The 19,584-nt window shown below is 67.6% G+C and carries 14 protein-coding genes; 2 read left to right on the top strand and 12 right to left on the bottom strand.

Features of this window, described 5'->3' with window-relative positions:
• Positions 1-177: 177 nt before the first annotated feature.
• The 9 genes from APZ21_RS02445 to glf form a co-directional block, all read right to left on the bottom strand.
• Entirely contained in the window at positions 178-2,046 is a 1,869-nt protein-coding gene (locus APZ21_RS02445; protein WP_054811556.1) for an alpha/beta hydrolase-fold protein, read from the bottom strand.
• A 270-nt stretch (positions 2,047-2,316) separates the two neighbouring features.
• Complete coding sequence (locus APZ21_RS02450) at positions 2,317-3,348, bottom strand: alpha/beta hydrolase (protein ID WP_082392765.1); 1,032 nt, start codon at positions 3,346-3,348, stop codon at positions 2,317-2,319.
• A gap of 383 nt (positions 3,349-3,731) precedes the next feature.
• On the bottom strand, positions 3,732-4,808 hold the full coding sequence (locus tag APZ21_RS02455; RefSeq protein WP_082392766.1) for an alpha/beta hydrolase: 1,077 nt from the start codon (positions 4,806-4,808) through the stop codon (positions 3,732-3,734).
• A 288-nt stretch (positions 4,809-5,096) separates the two neighbouring features.
• Positions 5,097-6,182, bottom strand: a complete 1,086-nt coding sequence (locus APZ21_RS02460) for an alpha/beta hydrolase (RefSeq protein WP_169812094.1) — start codon at positions 6,180-6,182, stop codon at positions 5,097-5,099.
• A gap of 201 nt (positions 6,183-6,383) precedes the next feature.
• Positions 6,384-8,318 (bottom strand): arabinofuranosyltransferase AftB family protein, encoded by a 1,935-nt coding sequence (locus tag APZ21_RS02465; RefSeq protein WP_239476459.1) that lies wholly within the window; start codon positions 8,316-8,318, stop codon positions 6,384-6,386.
• Positions 8,319-8,322: 4 nt separating this feature from the next.
• Complete coding sequence (locus APZ21_RS02470; protein ID WP_054811559.1) at positions 8,323-9,255, bottom strand: decaprenyl-phosphate phosphoribosyltransferase; 933 nt, start codon at positions 9,253-9,255, stop codon at positions 8,323-8,325.
• Positions 9,256-9,333: 78 nt separating this feature from the next.
• Entirely contained in the window at positions 9,334-9,843 is a 510-nt protein-coding gene (locus APZ21_RS02475) for a phosphatase PAP2 family protein (protein ID WP_054811578.1), read from the bottom strand.
• Between the two features lie 119 nt (positions 9,844-9,962).
• A complete protein-coding gene (locus APZ21_RS02480; protein WP_054811560.1) occupies positions 9,963-11,894 on the bottom strand; it encodes a glycosyltransferase in 1,932 nt (643 codons plus the stop codon).
• A 4-nt stretch (positions 11,895-11,898) separates the two neighbouring features.
• Positions 11,899-13,125 carry a UDP-galactopyranose mutase gene (gene glf / locus APZ21_RS02485; RefSeq protein WP_054811561.1) on the bottom strand — a complete coding sequence of 409 codons (1,227 nt, stop codon included), beginning with the start codon at positions 13,123-13,125 and terminating at the stop codon, positions 11,899-11,901.
• 226 nt (positions 13,126-13,351) lie between these two features.
• Between glf and APZ21_RS02490 the strand changes: the two genes are divergently transcribed.
• Positions 13,352-14,572: a hypothetical protein gene (locus tag APZ21_RS02490; protein WP_054811562.1), complete on the top strand. Its 1,221-nt coding sequence runs from the start codon at positions 13,352-13,354 to the stop codon at positions 14,570-14,572.
• A gap of 104 nt (positions 14,573-14,676) precedes the next feature.
• On the opposite strand, the gene APZ21_RS02495 is transcribed toward APZ21_RS02490, so the two are convergent.
• The 3 genes from APZ21_RS02495 to APZ21_RS02505 all read right to left on the bottom strand — a co-directional run bounded on the left by APZ21_RS02495 (position 14,677) and on the right by APZ21_RS02505 (position 17,278).
• Entirely contained in the window at positions 14,677-15,183 is a 507-nt protein-coding gene (locus APZ21_RS02495) for a hypothetical protein (RefSeq protein WP_054811563.1), read from the bottom strand.
• A 55-nt stretch (positions 15,184-15,238) separates the two neighbouring features.
• Positions 15,239-15,649 (bottom strand): TipAS antibiotic-recognition domain-containing protein, encoded by a 411-nt coding sequence (locus APZ21_RS02500; protein WP_307588456.1) that lies wholly within the window; start codon positions 15,647-15,649, stop codon positions 15,239-15,241.
• A 138-nt stretch (positions 15,650-15,787) separates the two neighbouring features.
• Positions 15,788-17,278 carry a SpoIID/LytB domain-containing protein gene (locus APZ21_RS02505; protein ID WP_239476460.1) on the bottom strand — a complete coding sequence of 497 codons (1,491 nt, stop codon included), beginning with the start codon at positions 17,276-17,278 and terminating at the stop codon, positions 15,788-15,790.
• A 230-nt stretch (positions 17,279-17,508) separates the two neighbouring features.
• Between APZ21_RS02505 and APZ21_RS02510 the strand changes: the two genes are divergently transcribed.
• The gene (locus tag APZ21_RS02510; protein ID WP_054811564.1) at positions 17,509-19,584 is read left to right on the top strand and encodes an N-acetylmuramoyl-L-alanine amidase; all 2,076 of its coding nucleotides are present in this window, start codon (positions 17,509-17,511) and stop codon (positions 19,582-19,584) included.

The raw sequence follows: 19,584 nt of genomic DNA on the forward strand, positions 1-19,584 counted from the left end.
GCCACTCGGGCGCGAGACGGCCGCGAACTGGGGCTGTATCTTTGGCCGCGACTTCGTCGCGGCGGGTTCGCGGCCCTTTGGGTCTCGCGTCCTGTCACTGGGTTCACGGCCGCACCTTCGGGGTGGCGGGTTCGCGGTTCCGGCACTTTGGGTCTTGAGTAGCTCGAGATGGGTTTGTCAGGGGAGGCTGTGGATCTCGGGGGTGTTGTCTCGGACCGTGATGAAACCTGCTTGGAAGTTCTGCTGGACGCCGCCTGGGATGGGGAACTCATCGCTGATGGGGTATCCCAATTTTCCGGTCTCGTAACCGGCGTTCTTCCATGCCTCCAGTACCGGACCTTGACGCACTGACCAGGCGCCGGACAGGGGGCTCCAATAGATGCTGCCGCCTTCGAAGGTGGTGTACCTGCCCAGATCTTTGACGGGGGCCTCTTCCGCGGTCGGGAATCCGAGCCAACTGTTCTCGTAGCCGAGTTCGGCGTACTTGTTCAGCACCAGTCCTCGCACATGGTGGGCGCCGGTGCGGGGGGCGTAGTAGAACGGGCCCCCCTCGAATGCCTGGACCATTCCGTCCTTGGTCGGGGTCTTGGTCTCGGGGGCCGTGGGATAGCCCGCGGGGCCGCGTTCGAAACCCTGCCGTCCCCACTCCTCGCCGATCGCGCCGCGCACTACCTGCGCACCTGTTTGCGGGGTCCAGTAGAGCGCGCCGTCCTGGTACGGCTGGAAACGGCCTCGGCCATCGGGGGACGGCGCCTCGAAGCCGACGGGCAGGCCCAACACACCCGCGGGGCCCTGGGCGGCCTGATAGCCGCCGCCGATCATGCCTCCTACGGGATACGCGCCCGACGCCTGTGAATAGAAGACCCGGCCGTGGCGGAAATCCTGGGCTACTCCGCCGGGTACCTGGTATTCGGCGGTCAGGCAATCGCCCAGCCAATCGTTGGCGGCGGCTACGGGGGCGATCGCGCCCGCGGAGTCGCAGGGCGGCTTGCCGGGGTCGACGCCGAGCGCTGCCGCCGCTTGGGGCCAGGACTGGCGCATTTCGAAATCCCAGTACGGCCACGAATGGGTGCCGGAGGGGCGGTAGTTGACCTGGGCGGGAATGGCGAGATCGGCCAGCTTGGTCACGAAGTTCTGCGAGGTGAGCCGGGACAGGATTTCCAGGCCCATGCCCGCGTAGTTGGTGCTGATGCCGGGTATGCCCGCGGTCTGGTCGTATGGGCCGGTGGTGCCGCTGCCGCTGGAGATGTAGAGGCTCACGCCCTTCAGCTTCTCGGCCAGCGCGTACGGATCATGGTCGCGCCACTGCTCGTTCATGGGCGGACCCCACATGGCGGCGGAATCGAAACCGCCCGCGTCGCGCATGGCGAATTCGATCGCCTGCGGCATCCCGAGGGTGGTCGTTGTGAGAAATCCCGAATACGAGGCGGCGTAGCGCGCGAAGCCGGGATTGCGACCCGCCAAGAACATCGCCGCGGTGCCGCCCATCGACAGACCCGCTATGCCGCGGGTCTCCGTGGCGCGCCACTGACTCTCCAGCAGCGGGGGCAACTCCTTGGTCAAGAACGTTTCCCACATATAGGTTCTGCCGTTGTCGGGCTGGAGCCAATCGGAATAGAAACTCGACTGACCCCCGATGGGCAGTACCACCGTGACGTTCTTGTCGGCGTAGAAGTCCTGTGCTCCCGCGTCCTTGGTCCAGCCGCTCTCGTCATCGGTGGCGCGCAAGCCGTCGAGCATGAACAGCACCGGAAAACGGGCGTCGGGGCGGGCATTCCAGTCGCGGGCGAGCAACAGCTGGATCTGCACGGGGGTCGCCATCGAGGGTGAGTACACCCACAGGGCCACGCGGCGGTCGCCGAACCACACCACCTTCTGCACCGTGGCCTCCGCGGGGGTGGCGGTCGGCTGGGCGACGGCGGGCGCGGCGCCGCCCGCGGCGAGTAAGAGCGCCAGGGCGGTGGCGAACAGCGTGAGTCGAGTGCGGGCGGAGCGTCCAACGCGCCGACCGCATCTCCCCCATCTGCCGTTCGTCTTCCCTGCCACGGATGCTTTGTACCCCGGCGGCCGGGCTGTTCCGGGGAGGACGCGCGGACTATGAGCTAATCAGAATTCATCCGTTATTCAGCACTCCCACATGCGGTTATGCTCGGTTGGTCGGGTGTCTCCGCACGTCGGATCGCCCTATGGCAGTCTTCGAGCTATCTCGCATGCGCGAAGTGGGCGCGGCCGCCGCGACTTTCGAGCCCGACAACGAAAAACGGCGCCACCGCCCTCGCTTCGAGGGGGTGACGCCGTTTCGGCGACGTCGCGCGATCACCAAGCGCCGGTGGCGTCCAGGATTCCCTTGCGCGCGTTGAACAGCTCGCCCTCCCAGTACTTCCACGAGTGCGTACCCACGGCCGGGAAATCGAAGAACGCCGGGATACCGAGCGAGTTCAGACGAACCTGGAAGGCACGGGTGTTGACCAGCGACAGAGCCTCGAGCGCCATCGCGTTGCCGGTGTTGTACACGCCGACCGCCGAATTCGGGCTGTCGTACTGACCCGGCAGACCGCTGGCCGCCGAGATGTACATGGGCAGACCGCGCAGCTGCGGCGCGAAGACGAACGGGTCCATACGCAGCCACTGCGGGCTCCACGGCGCGGCCATCGAGTCGACGTTGAAGCGGCCCGCGTCCAGCATCGCCACGCGGATCGCCTCGCGCATACCGGGCGCCGAGATGTTCAGGTAGCCGGAGAAGGAGGAGGCGTGCTTGAACTGGTCGCGGTGGTAGGCGGCCAGCGCGAGGGCGGCGCTGCCACCCATGGACAGACCGGCGACCGCGTTGTTGGTCTTGGAGACGCCGTAGCCCGCGAGGAAGTCCGGCAGTTCCTTGGTGAGGAAGGTCTCCCACTTGTAGGTGGTCTTCTGCCCGTTGGTGTTACTCGGCGAGACCCAGTCGGTGTAGAAGCTGGACTGACCGCCGACCGGCATCACCAGGGTGATGTTGTCGTTGGCGAACTGCTGCATCGCGTTGGTCTCGAACGACCACGCGTTGCGGTCGTCGCGGGCGCGCAGACCATCGAGCAGGTAGAGCGCGGCGTTGCCGCCGCGCGAGGCCCACTGGACCTGAACCTTGACGGGGCCCATGGCCGAGGGGACCATGAGCTCTTCGTAACCGCCCGCGGGCGCGCGCAGCGCCGGGGCGGGAGCGGCTACGGCTGCGGTCGGGGACGCAACCGCACCGGCGATCGGTAGCGCCAGCGCAGCGGCACCGACAGCCAGAATTCGATTACGCCAACCGCGAGGTTCGCCTCGCCGGCCCGACTTGACTCTCTTCGGCGCGGCGGCCCTGCCGAAACGCATGAATGCTGCTCTCTTTCTGCTGTTGTGGTCTCGCCCGCGCCCGTATGAGCGGGGCAACACCCGTGTTGCCAACGAGACGCACGCCACAATCAGGCCGAACCCCGACTTGCCGGCCGATAGGGCAGCGCTACAACGATCTGGTCACACTTACGCTCGCAGGAGGATATTCGACACCCGGAAGCCTTAGCAAGGCCGAGACCTTCCCGGTGTCCGAAATCCGCCCGCGCACAATCTGTGATGGTGCGGAGACCCTACCTCTTTCATCCCGTTATGTCGTGTCGGGAGTCCGAATTCGTTACCTCATCGCGGTCCGGCGCACACGGGGGTCGGCGGCCGTCCGGCACGTGCGGGACGGCCGCCGAAATCGCGAACCGTGTGTGACTTCAGCCGATATTGGCGGACAGGTCGGGAATCATCCGGTACGCCACGTCCTGCCAATTGCTCCAGGCGTGTATGCCGAAGGCGGGGAAGTCGTAGACGGCGTTGCCGCCACCGAGTGTCGCCATCCTGACCTGGAATGCCTTGGTATTGGCCAGTGCGAGCGCTTCGAGACCCATGCCGTTGAGCGTGCTGAAACTCGGCGCGTCGTTGGCGGTCGGCAGGCCGCTCGCGGCGGCGATCCACAGGCGGGTGCCGTTGCGTACCAGGTTGGGCGCGAACACGAACGGGTCCATCCGCAGCCACTGCGGACCCCACGGCGGGGCCATCGCGTCGACGTTGTATCCACCCGCGTCGAGCATCGCGAGCCGGATGGCCTCGCGCATACCGGGCGCGGATATGTTCAGATAACCGGAATAGGCTCCGGCGAAACTGAACTGGTCGGGGTGATAGGCCGCCAAGGTCAATGCCGCGCTGCCGCCCATCGACAGACCGAATACGCCATTACGATTCGGATTGAATCCCAACCGATCCCGCAGCGCCCAGCGCAGATCGTTGACCAGGAAGCTCTCCCACTGATACCGGTAGCTCTTGCCGGGCCCGGCGGCCAGGCCGTTGAGCCCGCCCGAGCCGGTACTCGATCCGCTGCCCGCCGGGATGCCGAAGAATTCACTCGGCGCGTTCCAGTCGGCGTAGAAGCTGGACATGCCGCCGACCGGCATGACCACGTTGATATTCCAACCGGCCAGCACCTCGGGGACGTTGGTCTCGATCTCCCAACCGTTGAGATTTTCCGGGGCGCGCATACCGTCGAGGACGTAGACGACGCGATTGGTATTGCCGTCCGCGGCGCGCAGCACCCTGTTCTTGATGGGCCCCATGCTCGAGTCGACCCAGAAGTCGAAAGCGGCCGGGTTGACCGCGGCCGACACGCTCGCCCCGTGACCCGCCGTCATGACTGCCAGCGGCGCCAGCAAGGCGAGCGCCGCCGCGGAGGCGAACCGCTTCGTCCACGACCCCTCGGACGCGGACCTGCCGACCGTCACGCTACCGGGCCAACGCTTCCAGCGGGTAATTCGCATTCGACTCGACCTTTCTCCGGACGGCCGATAGCAACCGCAAAGCTACTGCCACGGCCCCTCATCGGGCGTGAGCGTCGGCCGTCCCGGCAAATCGGACGACTCGACCTCTTCGCATACTTTCCTTGCATCAATCGGCAACGAATGCCTACATGTTGCTGGAAAGTGATACATGCCACAAGCACCGGAGGTTTATCGCGGCGTAATCGTTGCCGAGACGATCACGATCCGGCCGGTGAAACGACGAAACCGCCCGACGAGCAAACGCCGGGCGGTTCCGATTCGGAGCGACTAACCGATATTGGCCGAGAGGTCGGGAATCATCCGGTAGACCTCGGACTCCCAGTTGCGCCAATTGTGGATACCGATGTTCGGGAAGCTGTAGGTGACGTTGTTGGCGCCGAGCGAGGCCATCCGCACCTGGAAGGCACGGGTGTTCACCATGGCGAGCACCTCGAGCGGGGTGCCCTGCACGATGCCGAGCGGATCGGTGGCGTCACCGGGGCCGGGGATACCGCTGCCCGCGGCCACCCACAGGCGGGTGTTGTTGGCCTTGAGCATCGGGGCGAATACGAACGGGTCCATCCGCAGCCACTGCGGACCCCACGGCGGGGCCATCGCGTCGATGTTGTACCCGCCCGCGCTGATCATCGCCAGACGCAGCGCCTCGCGCATACCGGGGGCGGAGACGTTCAGGTAGCCGGAGTAGGAGCCCGCGTAGCTGAACTGATCGGGGTGGTAGGCGGCCAGGGTCAGCGCGGCGCTGCCGCCCATCGACAGGCCGAACACGCCGTTGCGATTCGGGTTGAAGCCGAGCCGGTCACGCAGCGCGTTGCGCAGGCTCTGGGTGAGGAAGGTCTCCCACTTGTAGGTATTGGTCTTGCCGAGGGTCTCCTGCCAACCGGAGGAACCTGTCAGCGCCGAGCCCGACGAGGAGCCCGACGGACCCGAACCGGTGGGGATGCCGAAGAAGTTGCTCGGCGCGTTCCAGTCCGCGTAGAAGCTGGACGGGCCGCCGACCGGCATGACGACGTTGATATTCCATTTGGTCAGCTCACGCGCGACCTCGGTATCGTTCTCCCAGCCGTTCAGATCGCCGCGGGCGCGCATGCCGTCGAGCGCGTACACCACCCGACCGGTGTTGCCGTCCGCCGCGCGGAAGATCCGCGACTTGATCGGCCCCATGCTGGAATCCACCCAGAAATCGAAGGCATCCGGGTTGAACGCCGCGGACGCCGCGCCGCTCCCGCCTGCCACCGACGCACCGAGCGGTAGCACCACTGCCATCGATATCAACATCGTCCGTTTGAGCCAGCCACCGACTCTTCGAGTTCTCGGACGACCATCCTGCGCCCTACGCCCGATAACGCCTCGCATCTAGTTCGCTCCTTCAATCGACCGGATTTCGGCCGCGCTCGACGGTGACCCACCGGATCCGCCATGCATGTAGACATCCCGGTGGGTTGACCCCGACCGAGACTAACCTGCCATCGATGCAGGTGCGTTATCAAACCGAGATAAAGCGGCGTGCGCCACTTTTGTGAGCATATCCAATGCGACGGAGGTGCCAACAGTGCGTCAGCGCGGCGGCTGGGGCACCGGATCCACCAGGTTGCAGCGTTCGATCTCGTACTTCGGCACCCGGTCGATACGGTACTCGGCGAACCGCAGCGCGTTGCGGAAGTTGTGCCGCCAGCGCTCGAATGTCAGCGGGTCGCGGTAGGAGATCATCAGCGCCTGGGTGTCCGGGCAGGTCAGCGCTGTCCTGGCCTGGGCGACCCAATCCTCGTCCAGGAACCACGGCATCCACGGCTTGCGGTCGACCATGCCCGCCTCGACGATCACCCAGTCCGGATACAGGTTCTTGTCGTGGCCGATACGACCGTCGGTGAGCCGTTCGGTGTGCGCGGCAAGCGGATAGGCCAATCCCATCTGGTCGATGACGCGCACGTCCAAGGGGACGTTCATGCTCGTCATGCCCAGGTTCAGGAAGTAGACCGTATGCCCGGCCCCGCCCACCGGGATCGGCTGCGGCGGCGGCGCGACGTACCAGAACATGAACGATGGCGAATTCAGCAGCACCCCGCCGTCGGGGGTGGCGGTGATGTCGTTGACCATCGCCCTGATCCGCGGGTAGTCGAGGTAGTCCTCGGCTCGGATCGGGTGGTCGTGGCCGGTGTTGAGCACGTAGTAGACGCGCTCGTCGACGATGCCGGAGGCGCTGATCTTGGTTCCGGTCTTGATCGCGGTGGTGTCGGCCGCGAATACCGCCCACGCGACGGTGCCCAGCCAGGCCAGCAGCACGATGGCGAACACCGGGTCGACGCGGCGGGCACCCGTTTCGGGCAGGCGCAGCGGAATCACCGACACCGGGAGCAGGAACAGGAACAACTGCGGCAGCAGCATGCGGCCGTGCATGAAGTCGCCGCCGACGCGCAGCGCGTAGACGGTCAGCACGACAGCGGCGAGCAGCACCAGGGTCACGACCGCGCCCGGTGCGCGCAATCGCGAGCGCAGCCGCTCGATACGCTCGCGCGCACCGCCGGGTTCGGCGACGACCGCGCGGGTGAAAACGCCTGTGGCGCGGCCGACCGCCACCGCGGCGATCAGCAGTATCAGCAGCGGCACCAGCAGGTAATAGGGACCGACCAGATCCCAGAGATAGGTGAGGCCCTGCGCCCACTTTGCCCCGCCCGCATCCTTGGCGACGGCCGTATTCGGGTAGGGCAGACCGTAATAGCCCATCCGCCAGATCTGGTAGCCCATCGGCACCACACCCGCCACCGCGACGATCACCATGCGAAGGACGGTCGGGCCGAAGCGGAATCGCGGCATGGGGGCCAGGAAGATCAGTGCCAGCGCGAGCACACCGACCAGCGTCATCTCCGGCCGGATCAGCGGGGCCAGACCCGCGAGGAAGACCAGGCCGAAAAGCCCGGTGACGCGGACCCGTTCGGCCTGCGCCCAGCGCATCAGCTGCCACCACAGCAGACCGAGCCAGCAAATGACGAGTCCGCTCTCGAGACCCGAGGTGACGTAGTCGCGGGCGGGCGGGAGGGCGATGTAGACCAGCGCACCAGCGGGCAGCAGCAGCGCGGAACTCGTACCGCCCCAGAGCCGGGCCGAGCCGAGCATGGCGAAGACGACGGCGGCCAGCGACAGCGTCATCGCGACGGCCAGAACCACGTATTCCAGCCGCAATTCGGTCAGCCAGCTGAAGAACCAGACGATATAGGTCCACGCGGTGCTGGTGTTGGTCTCGACCCGCTCCCCCGCGTTGAAGACGGGTCCGTTGCCCGCCATCAGGTTACGGACGGTGCGCAGCACGATCAGGCCGTCATCGGCGATCCAACGCCGTTGCCAGCCGCCGATCGCGAACAGCGCGACGGTGAGGACTGTCCCACCGACGAAGATGGCTCGAGAGGCGCGTGCGAACGGCGTCACCGAACCCGCCCGTTCCCGAGCGGGTAGTTCGGCGTCGTCTTCAGTTCGCTCCACTCCCTCTACCAGCATTTCGTCAGGTGAGATAGACAGCGACACCTACCGCTCCGATCCAGGCGATTGCGAGGAACTGGAGGACGCGGTCCCCCAGCGCGATCTCTTCGGGTTCACCGGCCTCGCCGCCATCGACGTCGACCGCGTAACGCAGGATTGCGATGGTAAACGGAATCATCGAGATGGCATACCAGCTGGTGTCGTTGGCCTCGCCCTGCTCGAAGGCCCACAGCCCGTAGAACACCACGACCGCGGTGGCGGCGAGCATCCAGACGAAGCGCAGGTAGGTGGGCGTGTAGTACTCGAGCGACTTGCGGATCTTGGCGCCGGTGCCCAGCGCGATCTGGAGTTCGGCGTAGCGCTTGCCCGCGGCCATGAACAGCGAGCCGAAGGCCATGATCAGCAGGAACCACTGCGACAGGGTGATATCCGCGGCGGCGCCACCGGCGACCGCGCGCAGCAGGAAGCCGGAGGACACGATGCAGATGTCGAGCACGGCCTGGTGCTTGAGGCCCAAGCAGTAGGCCAGCTGGATGCCGATGTAGACCGCCATGACCACGGCCAACTGCCAGGACGCGAGGAACGAGCAGCCGAGCGCGGCGACCAGCAGCACCACCGCGAGCACGTAGGCCAGATTCACCGGTACGACGCCCGCGGCGATCGGACGGAAGCGCTTGGTCGGGTGCGCCCGGTCGGCCTCGACGTCCAACGAGTCGTTGACCAGGTAGATGCCCGAGGCGGCCATACAGAACACGACGAAGGCGATGGCGACGTGCCAGAGCACCGACACATCGCTCACCACATCCGGGCCCGCCGCCAGCGGCGCCGCCAGCACCAGGACGTTCTTGACCCACTGCCGTGGCCGGACGGCCTTGATCAGCCCGCCGGCCAGCGACTTCGGCGGACCCTTGACGGCGGCCTCGGCCAGGTCCGCGCCGGTCGGATCTTCACTCATGTCAACCAAGGCCTTTTCTTGTGCGGTCACTGTGTATCCAATGTTCGACGGTCCGGGTGCCCTGCGTGGCTGCGCAAGCTACCTCCTCCGGCCGCGTCGCTCCAGTCGCTTCTCCGCGGCCAGCACGACACCGGCCGACGCGGCACCGAGCGCGGAACCTGCGAGGACGTCGGAGGGGTAGTGCACTCCCAGCACGACCCGGGAGAGCAACATCGGCGGTACGAGCACCGCAGGCAAGGGTAGCCCGGTGAGTCTTCCGAGCAACACCGCAGCCGCGGTGGTCGAGGTGGCGTGCGAGGACGGAAAGCTCAATCTGCTCGGCGTGCCCACGTTGATCCGCACCGACGGATCGTTGGGGCGCGGCCGCCGCACCACGCGTTTGATGACGATCGAGGCCGCGTGCGCGCCGACGGCGCCGACCGCGACCCCGGCCCACCGCGTGCGGCGCGGCTTGTCGAGCAACCAGCCCGCCGCGGCGATGCCGATCCAGCCAAGCGCGTGCTCACCGAAGTGCGACATGCCGCGGGCGGCGCGCACGATATCGGGATTGCCGCCGATCGTGGCCTGCACCGCGTTGATGATCGCCACTTCCGGCGACTTCGCACCGCCCGGTTCGGCGACCGCGGAGACCGGGCGACCGTGACCGTTGGCGCTCGGCGCGCTCACGGACACCGCCGGGCCCTCGCCGACGGCGTCGGATTCCACACTCACTCCTGCTCGCTCCCGTCGATACCGAATGCCTTCTCCCAGGCGACCGTGCTGGTGAGCTGCGGATGCGCGGCGCGGTAGCGCTGCCGCATCTCCGGGTAGCGCGCGGCGAGTTCCTTGCGCAACCGCATGGCCTCCTTGAACAGCTCGAGCGCCTGACGCGGATCGCGTTTACGGTAGACGACGCCGCGCCCGTCCGCCGTGGTGACGGTGACACCGTCGACCTGCGAGAGCAGGTACCAGCGCGCGTCCAGCGTCGGCACATTGAGCTGCGGGGTCCGATGGTGCTGTGTCCGGGCCGGTTTCAGATTGTGCAGCACGCCCTTGGCGAGCCTGGCGATCTTGGCGAGCGGATTCGACGGTTCACCGACCGCGCCGACGTCGAGGTGGCTGGCCAGCGGCAATTCGGTCGAGGACGGGAGGATGACCGCGTCCGGGAACCGCCTGCGCATCTCGTGCACCGCGCCGAGCGCGCTCGGCAGCAACTGGAACAGCCGATCGGGGCCGGCCAGGAAGTCCTTGATCGCCAGATTCTGGATCGCGACCGTCGAGTACTCCAGGCACAGCAGATGTTTGAGAGTGGCCTTGACCGTGTTGACCACCATCGGGCGGCCGTTGCCCGGCAGATGCAGGGTTGACACGACCAGGCGGTTGCGCAGGTGGAAATACGCCTGCCAGTCGATCGCGTCGTCCTTGTCGCTCCATGCCATGTGCCAGACCGCGGCGCCGGGCAACGTCACCGTCGGATAGCCGTGTTCGCGGGCGCGCAGACCGTATTCGACGTCGTCCCATTTCAGGAACAGCGGCAGCGGCTGGCCGATCTCCTCGGCGACACCGCGCGGGATCACACAGGTCCACCAGCCGTTGAAATCGACGTCGATGCGCCGGTGCAGCAGTTTGGAATTGTCGCGATCCTTGAGCGGGTATTTCGAGAAGTCGTGGTCGTATTCGACGTTCGGCGCGGAGGTCCACATGAAGATGCCGCGGTCGACGACCTCGCCCATCGAATGCAGATGCGAACGCTCCTGGAGATTGAGCATCTGTCCGCCGACCAGCATCGGCGATTCGGCGAAACGAGCGAAGGCAAGCGCGCGCAGGATCGAATCGGGTTCGATCTCGATATCGTCGTCCATGTAGACGATGTATTCGGCGTCGGTGTGCTTCAGCGCCTCGTACATGACCCGGCTGTAGCCGCCGGAGCCGCCGAGATTGGGCTGGTCGCGAATGACGAGGCGGTCACCGAGGGCGGCGGCGGCCTCGGCGAAGCCCGGTTCGTCGACGACCTTGCGGGTGCCCTGGTCGGCGACGATCACCGCGGCGATCTTCTCCAGCACCAGCGGGTCCGAACCGAGCGCGGCCAGCGTCTTCACCAGATCGGTTGGACGGTTGAAGGTGGGCATGCCGACCGCGACGCTGCCCGCGCCGGGGGCAGGCACCGGCGCGTACCAGCCGCCGTGCAGCAGGGTGACCGCGGTGTCGGTGGTGATGTCGAACCAGATCCAGCCGCCGTCCTCGAACGGGCCGAGGTCGGTCTCGAATTCGACGGTCACCGATTCGGCGCCGGACGCGACGGCGAACTCACTGCCCCGCACGTGGATTCGCGATCCGTCCGCCTTGGAACGGTAGACGTCGACGCGGCCGTGCCCGGCCAGTTCCAGACGCAGCACCACCGAGTTCAGAATGCTCCAGCGACGCCAATAGCTCGCGGGCAGCGCGTTGAAGTAGGTGCAGAACGACACCTCGGATTCGGCGCCGATGGACAGTTCGGTGCGGGTGCTCGCGTGCGCGCGCCGCGCGTTGGACGAGGATTCCTCCAGGTAGAGGGTGCGCACGTCGAGCGGTTCGCCCGGCCTGGGCAGGATGATGCGCTGGAGCAGCGAGGTCGCGCGGGTCTGCACGGTCGTCTCTTCCACGGTAGAGGGTGCGGCCATCCTGCTACGCCTCCTCGTCGACGAGGGTCGCGCCGGATTCGAGGTGTGGCCGCAGCACATTGTCGAACATGCTCAGCGCCGAACCGATCGCCATATGCATGTCCAGGTATTGGTAGGTGCCCAAACGACCACCGAAAAGCACCTTGGCCGAAGCGGTTTCCCGCTTGGCGCGCTCGCGGTAGGCGAGCAGCTTGGCGCGGTCCTCGGGTGTGTTGATGGGGTAGTACGGTTCGTCGCCGGTCTGGGCGAAGCGTGAGAACTCGCGCATGATGACCGTCTTGTCCTGCGGGTAGTCGCGCTCGGGGTGGAAGTGGCGCGGCTCGATGATGCGGGTGTAGGGCACGTCCGCGTCGTTGTAGTTCATCACCGAGGTGCCCTGGAAATCACCGATTTCCAGCACTTCGGTCTCGAAATCGATGGTGCGCCAGCCGAGTTCGCCTTCGGCGTAGTCGAAGTAGCGGTCCAGCGGGCCGGTGTAGACCACGGGCGCGTCCGGGTTCTCGGCGCGCAGTCGCTCGCGCACGTCGAACCAGTCGGTGTTCAGCCGCACCTCGATGAGGTCGGAGGCGGCCATATTCTCCAGCCACTTCGTGTAGCCCTGCGCGGGCAGGCCCTCGTAGGTGTCGTTGAAGTAGCGGTTGTCGAAGGTGTAGCGGACCGGGAGCCGAGTGATGTTGCCCGCGGGCAGTTCCTTGGGATCGGTCTGCCACTGCTTGGCCGTGTAATCGCGCACGAATGCCTCGTAGAGCGGGCGGCCGATGAGCGAGATCGCCTTCTCCTCGAGGTTCTGCGCGTCCTTGGTCTCGATTTCGGCGGACTGCTCGGCGATCAGCGCGCGCGCCTCTTCGGGGGTGAAGTAGCGGCCGAAGAATTGCGAGACCAGGCCGAGCCCCATCGGGAACTGGTATGCCTGCCCCTTGTGCATGGCGAATACGCGGTGCTGATATCCGGTGAACTCGGTGAACTGCGTGACGTAATCCCATACTCGCTTGTTCGAGGTGTGGAACAGATGCGCGCCGTATTTGTGCACCTCGATACCGGTCTGCGGCTCCGGCTCCGAATAGGCGTTTCCGCCGAGGTGATAGCGGCGGTCCAGCACCAGCACCCGCTTACCCAGTAGGGCGGCGGTGCGTTCGGCGATGGTGAGCCCGAAGAAGCCCGAGCCGACGACGATCAGATCGAACGGTGCGTTGGAGTTGAGGGAGGTACCCGGAGACGATGCGGCGGTCACGGTGGCCCAGCGTATCGGAAGTCCGCGCGACGCCCCGGGGGAGTTCCGCCCCGAACCGATATCGCCGATCGGGGCGGCACCCCTTGTTCTCCCAGTGTTCGCCGATTGGCCCACCCCCCGGAAATTGGGGCGCGGTTGCATGACCTCCTAACTGAACGCATGTCCAGTTGAGTACCGCGTTGGTCCGTCGTCGCACCAACGATCGACCGACCTACGGAGGCCCGTCATGCGGATATCCCGCGCCCTCGCCCCAGTCATCGGCGCATTCGTCCTATCCGGCGCACTCGGCGGCACCGTGCTCGTTCCCGTCACGGCGCAGGCCGAGGGCCACGAGACGCTGGCGGCGACGCCGATCGCCGAAGCCGACGGACTATGCGCCGGCGGCGCGCCCACCTTCGACGCCGTGGTCGGCGCGGCCGCGACCGCCATCCGAGGCGCGGTTCCGACCGAACGCGTCGCCGACTACGACCGCGAGGTCGAGAGCTTCCGGCTGGCGCTGTCGAGCCTGCGCGTGCACCGCGACGGCCTGCCCGTCCATCCCGACACCATCAACGACCGTGCCGCACATCTCGACGATCCCATCGTGACCTACCTGGTCAACGCGCTCGACGCGGTGCGCGCCGGCCGCCTCGACCAGACCGTCTCGGTCTCCCGGCTGACCGTCAACGACGTGATCGAGGTGTTCATCCTCGCCACCCGCATCGTGAAGATCCCCGCCCAGCTGGCCGCATCCCTGGTACCGACCGCCGGATTCGTGCTGAAGCCGGTGGTGGGCGGTCTGTTCAACGGCGTCAAGGCGCTGGCCCGGCTCGTACAGGACACGCTGGCCGCCCAGTGCGCGGCGCCGAACGCCTACAAGCCGCTCGATCCCGACGACATCGTGGTCGAGCCCGTGGCCGTCCCTGCCGCGGTCCGCGACTTGGCCGCTCAGCTCGTGCGCGCCGACGGCGTCTGCACGCCGCTGGCCGGACTGACGACACAGCGACTGGTCGAGCGCACCAGGGACTTTCTCGAGAACTCCGACCTGCCGATTGATCGCGCGGCCGTGCGCGCGAGCGCCGAGTCGGTGCAGGCGTTCCTACGCGAGAACCGAGTGGCGAAGGTGGCGCTGCTGCGCCGCACCGAGGAACTCGGCACCCTGGTGGACACCCTGGACTACGGGCCGGTGACCTTCCTCACCAACCTCGGCTTCGACATCTACGAGGGCAGGGCGCTCGACACCGTGCCGCTGGCCGAGGTCCGCGTGGAGAACGCGATGGATCTGGCGACGCTGACCCTCGACGTGACGAGTCTGCTGATCACCGCGAGCACCACGGTCGCCGGATTCGCGGGTGTGACCTCGACGATCACCACCCCGATCTCGATCGCGCAGACGCTGATCTTCGCGCCGACGACCTACGGCGCGCCGATCGTGAAGGGCGTCATGCAGTCCATGTGCGCCGTCTGATCCGACAGTAGCGGCGACGCCGCCCGACGGTCTGCGCATCCGCTGCCCGCGCCGCCGATCACCGAGGATCGGCTGACGCGCGCACCGCGGCACCGAGCCGCGGATCACTCCGTGCCGTGCGAGGCGGCGGTGAGCGCCGTGACGACGGGCAGCGCGGCGGCGGCCGCGTTCACCACCCAGTCACCGTCGAGCATGGCGGTGATGGCGCCCGCGAGTCCGCAGGTCGCGAACAGCGCCTCGATCGGACGGCTCGCGTCGGCGAACCACCGCACGCCGTATTCGGAGTGGTGATCCGACAGCGCCGACAGCACCCCGATCAGGGCGATCGTCGCCCAGGTACCCGCCCCGACCAGCACGAAATAGCGACCCGCCGTATCGCCGCGGTAGATCAGCACGCAGCCGTAGATCAGCGCGCCGGCCAGCAGCAGACTGCTCAGGACCGTCAGTATCGCCAGCGAATTGTCGAAGTGACCCGGGTCGGAGTAGAAGTCGATCCCGAGTCGCGCCGCGCCCACCAGATTCAGGACCACGCCCGCGAGCGCGAGCACGATCGTGGTGGTCGCCACCGCCCCACCCGGCCGCGTGCCCGCCGCGGGGTTCTCGTACAGCACGCTCGTACCCTCCTCGTGCGCCGAGCACCCGCGCGGCGGCCCCCTAAGTATGCGGCTACAGATTCGCTTCGGCGTATATCCGCATGGCGTCGCGGACGAACTCGGCCGTGCCCGCGCCGTGCACGTCGTAGTTGGCCCCGAAACGCGGATCGGCGACATACATCTCACCGAGTCCGATGAACGCCTCCCTGCCGACCTCGCGGCCTTGCCATCCGATGCCGACCCACTCCTTGTGGCGGGCGACGACCGCCTGGACCTCGGCGCTGTCCGGCGCGAGCCCGGCGGCGTGCGCCCGACCGAAATCGGCGGCGATGTCCTGCTGGGTCCGCTGGAACCGTTGCTTATCGGCCTCGGACATCGAACGCCACCAGCGGTCACCGCTGTCGTATGCCTCCCGGCCCCACCGCTCGATGACCTCGCCCTTGTGGCGGGTGTGGTCGAACCCGTCGAAAACCTCTGCGGCCACGGGTAATTCACCTCTCTCCATCTCGTCCGACATGGTCTGCACCGACTCGAACCGCCGGTGGGGCCAGTCTGCGAGTTGACGTAACGTCAAGGTCAAGGCGAATTATCGGGCGACCGCGTGGCTCGACGCGCACACCGGTCAAAAGTTTTCGGATCCGTCGGGCGCGGGCTCCGAATCCGGTTGTCCCACATCGCCCTCCGGCTGAGCCCCGGTGGGCGCGGGCGCACCGGGCACCGGTTCCTCGGACACGCTCGCCCCCGGTGCGGTCACGTCGGGCACGGCCGCACCCGGCGTCGCCGACTCCGGCGCGGGCGCTTCGGATTCGGGTGCGACCGCTTCGGGCGCGGCGCCTACGCCGTTCGGACGAGCGATCGGCGGCCGAGCGCCCGGCCCGCCGACTCCGCGCGAATCCGATTGCGGGCGAACGACATCCGGCGCCAACTCCATGAGCCTGGTGAAGTCGACCACTTGGGCGCCGAGCGTCGGGGTCGCGATGATGACACCGTTGGTGAACATCCGATAGCTGCCAGCGTTCTGTGGCAGTCGCAGTTCGGGGCCCAACGGCGCGCCGACCGCGCTGCGCGCGCCGCCGATGCGCCGGTATTCGGCGGCGATGGCCGATTCGGCGGCGGCGTCGACGCGGGGATCGGTGGGCGGCTTGCCGATCGCCAGTTCGGCGGGGGCGGGGCCGACCTCGAAGGTTCCGATATCGGCGGGTTCGCCGCCGTCGGGGGTCGCGGAGTACTCCGCGCGCAGAATCCGCCCGTCGCGCAGCAGGACCGTGCCCGCGGTCGCGGCGACCGCGTCGGCGGTGCGCTGATCCTCGAGTTCGGTGCCGGGGTAGAACTGACAGTCGGTGGTGTCGCAGGTCTGGGCGTAAGGGTATCGGTGTTCGGCCAGCGCGTAGGAGCGCGCGGCGACGGCCTGGGCGCGCAGAGCCTCGTGCGCGCCTTCGTCGGCCCAGTTCGCCTGGACTTCGGCGGGCACCAGACCGCGCAGGTAGTCCTCGACGTCGACCCGGTTCACGGTGCGCGCCGCGCCGTTCTCCAGTGCGAGGCCGAGCGCCCCGCGGTAGGCGGACCCGCCGCAGAGGGTGAGGTGTTCGGCGGCGGGTCGACCCGGATTCGGGTCGATGGGATAGACCCACGGATCGGCGGTGGCGCCCTGCCAGAGCACCTCACCGTCGCAGCCGGCGGTGACCACGACATCGGCCTTGCCGTCGGGCAGCGCGCGCAGATGCGCGACCTGGCCAGGATCGAGCCGTCGACCCGCGACCCGCAGTCCGGTGTCGGCGCCGACATCGAGGGTGGAATCGTCCTGGGCCGTGAGCCGCACGCCGACCGTGGTCCGCGGCACGGTCCCGAACGTCGCGCCCGGGTAGTAGTGCTCGAGAATGCGTTCGGCGTTCCAGCCGTCGCGGGCGCTGTCGAAAGCGCCGAGTTGACTCATGCCCCGGCCGTGACCGGGGCCGGCTAGGGCTAGATACGGCGTGTCGCCGGGCGTGTCCCATTCCATCCACATCGTCGCGAGCAGTGCCGCCGCACCCGCGGTGACGGCGACCGCGCGGGCGGGCGCGAACACCGTTCGCGGCATCGCGACCCGTTTGCGTGATTGCGTTCTGTGCCGCACTTTGGTCTCCCTCCACGCTCATCGTCTCCGGCGGGCGTTGGCGCATTCGCCTTCACCCGCACCGGTTTCCGCGATCGGATCGGTTCGACGCAGGTCGGCATGTCGCCCCATCCGGCCGCAATCCGAAAGCTACATTTGGGCAAACTGCCTCAACTAAAGGTTTAGACATGTGACAATTGTTAATTAGTGTGGTCTGTGATGTATCGAGAAGCAAGCTTCGCAGTGTGTGGATGATCACTGGTTCGAACCGATTGGAGCAGCTCGTGCCATACCGCAAACCGAAACGTTCCTATGTACTGCCGGTTGTCACCTCACTTGCGGTAGCGGCCCCGCTCGCGACGCTGACGTTGAGCGACACGACGGAATACCGATCGGCCAACGACAGCGAACCCACAGCGGTTACCGCGCAACTGGCCGAGGTCGGCCTCGGCTCGGCACCAGACATCACCCTCCCGATCCGTGACCTCAGCGGTCTGGACCTGCCGGACCTGCATCTATCCGATCTGCGGACACTGCCGTTGCCCCCACCCGTCGCCGACGCGCTGCCGCGGCCGTCCGCCGCGCAGGACCCCGCGGCACCGGACCCGAGCCCCACGGTTGCCGGATCGCCGCCGATCGGCACCACCCCCGTCCAAGGACCGACGCCCGGCTCCGTGCCGCGATCCGCGGGCGGCCTCCGCTTCATCGCCGATCCCGCCGAACCCGAACCGGGCGCCGACCCCGACACGCCCGCGCTCACGCCCGGCGCGGTGCCGCCGGAACTCCTCGGCCAGGTCGGCGCCCAGGTCAAAGAGGTGTCACGGGACACGCCGTTCAGCGTGGTCGCGCTCACCGCGCAGAACCTCGCCGACACCACGGCGATGGTGCGGGCCCGCAAAACCGACGGCGCCTGGGGGCCCTGGTACCAGACAGAACCCATCGACACCCGGCGCAGCGATCACAGCGCCGCCGACCGTACCGCGGGCACCGAGCCGATCTACGTCGGCAACACCAATGCCGTTCAGATCCTGGTGACCCGCAAGGACGCCGCCTCCGCGCCCAAGGGCCCGCGCGCACCGGGCGGCCCAGCCGCGGTGCCGGGTCCCGACCCCGTCCATCCCGCCCGCGGCGGCGCGCCGGGCCCCGACGACGTCAACCCGGTCGTCGCGGATCTGACCGCGATACTCATCGACCCGGGCCGCGGCGCCATCGACGGCGCGTTGAACAATGTCGCCGCGGCGCTGCCCAACGGCGGACCGCAGGTCGTCAGCCGCGCGCAATGGGGCGCCGACGAATCGCTGCGCTGTGAGGACCCCACCTACGACGATCAGCTCGGCGGCGTCACCGTGCACCACACCGCGGGCCGCAACGACTACAGCAAGGCCGAATCCGCGGGCATCGTCCGGGCGATCTACACCTATCACGCGCGCACCCTGGGCTGGTGCGACATCGGTTACAACGCGCTGGTCGACAAGTACGGCCAGATCTTCGAGGGCCGCGCGGGCGGTCTGGACCGACCCGTACAGGGCGCGCACGCCGGCGGCTTCAACGAGAACACCTCTGGCATCGCGTTCATGGGCAACCACGAATTCGAAGCGCCCACCGACGCGGCCGTCGAGGCGGCGGGCTCCTTCATCGGCTGGCGCGCCCGCGTCGCCGGACTCGATCCCAAGGGGCACACCACCATGTATTCGGAGGGCACCGAGTTCACCCCGTACGCCCAGGGCGAGGCCGTCGACCTGCCCATCGTCTTCGCCCACCGAGATGTCGGCAGCACCACGTGCCCGGGCGACGCCGCCTACGCGCTCATGGATCGCATTCGCGATATCGCGGCGAACGGCACGGGGGCGGCGCGCCCCGGACCCGCGCGCACCGAGGCCGATCTGGCCGCACTCGCCGCGCTCACCACCCGGCTGCTCGATCTGGTCGACGAGAACGTCATCGCCCGGCACTGGTCGGACAAGGGCGCGGCGGACGGACCGCTGGGCCCGGCGGTATCGGAGCCGATGCCCGCGACGGGCGGTGCGCAATTCGCCAAGTTCGCCAACGGCTACGTCTACGCCACCCCCGAGGGAAAGGTCATCGAGGTGGTGGGCGACATCCTCACCCGATTCCTGCAATTGGGCGCGGACGGCGGCATCCTCGGTCTGCCGCTGGCCGACGCCTATCCGGTTCCCGACGGTCTGCGCGCCGATTTCCGCAACGGATCGCTGATTCTCGATCAGCTCACCGGCATCGTCACCACGGTATGGAACACCTACAACGAGACCTATCAGCAGGAGATGAGCCGCGATCCGATCGAACCGGTGCCGGCGCCCGCAGGCTGA

Source organism: Nocardia arizonensis, assembly GCF_001310275.1.
Lineage (GTDB): Bacteria > Actinomycetota > Actinomycetes > Mycobacteriales > Mycobacteriaceae > Nocardia > Nocardia arizonensis.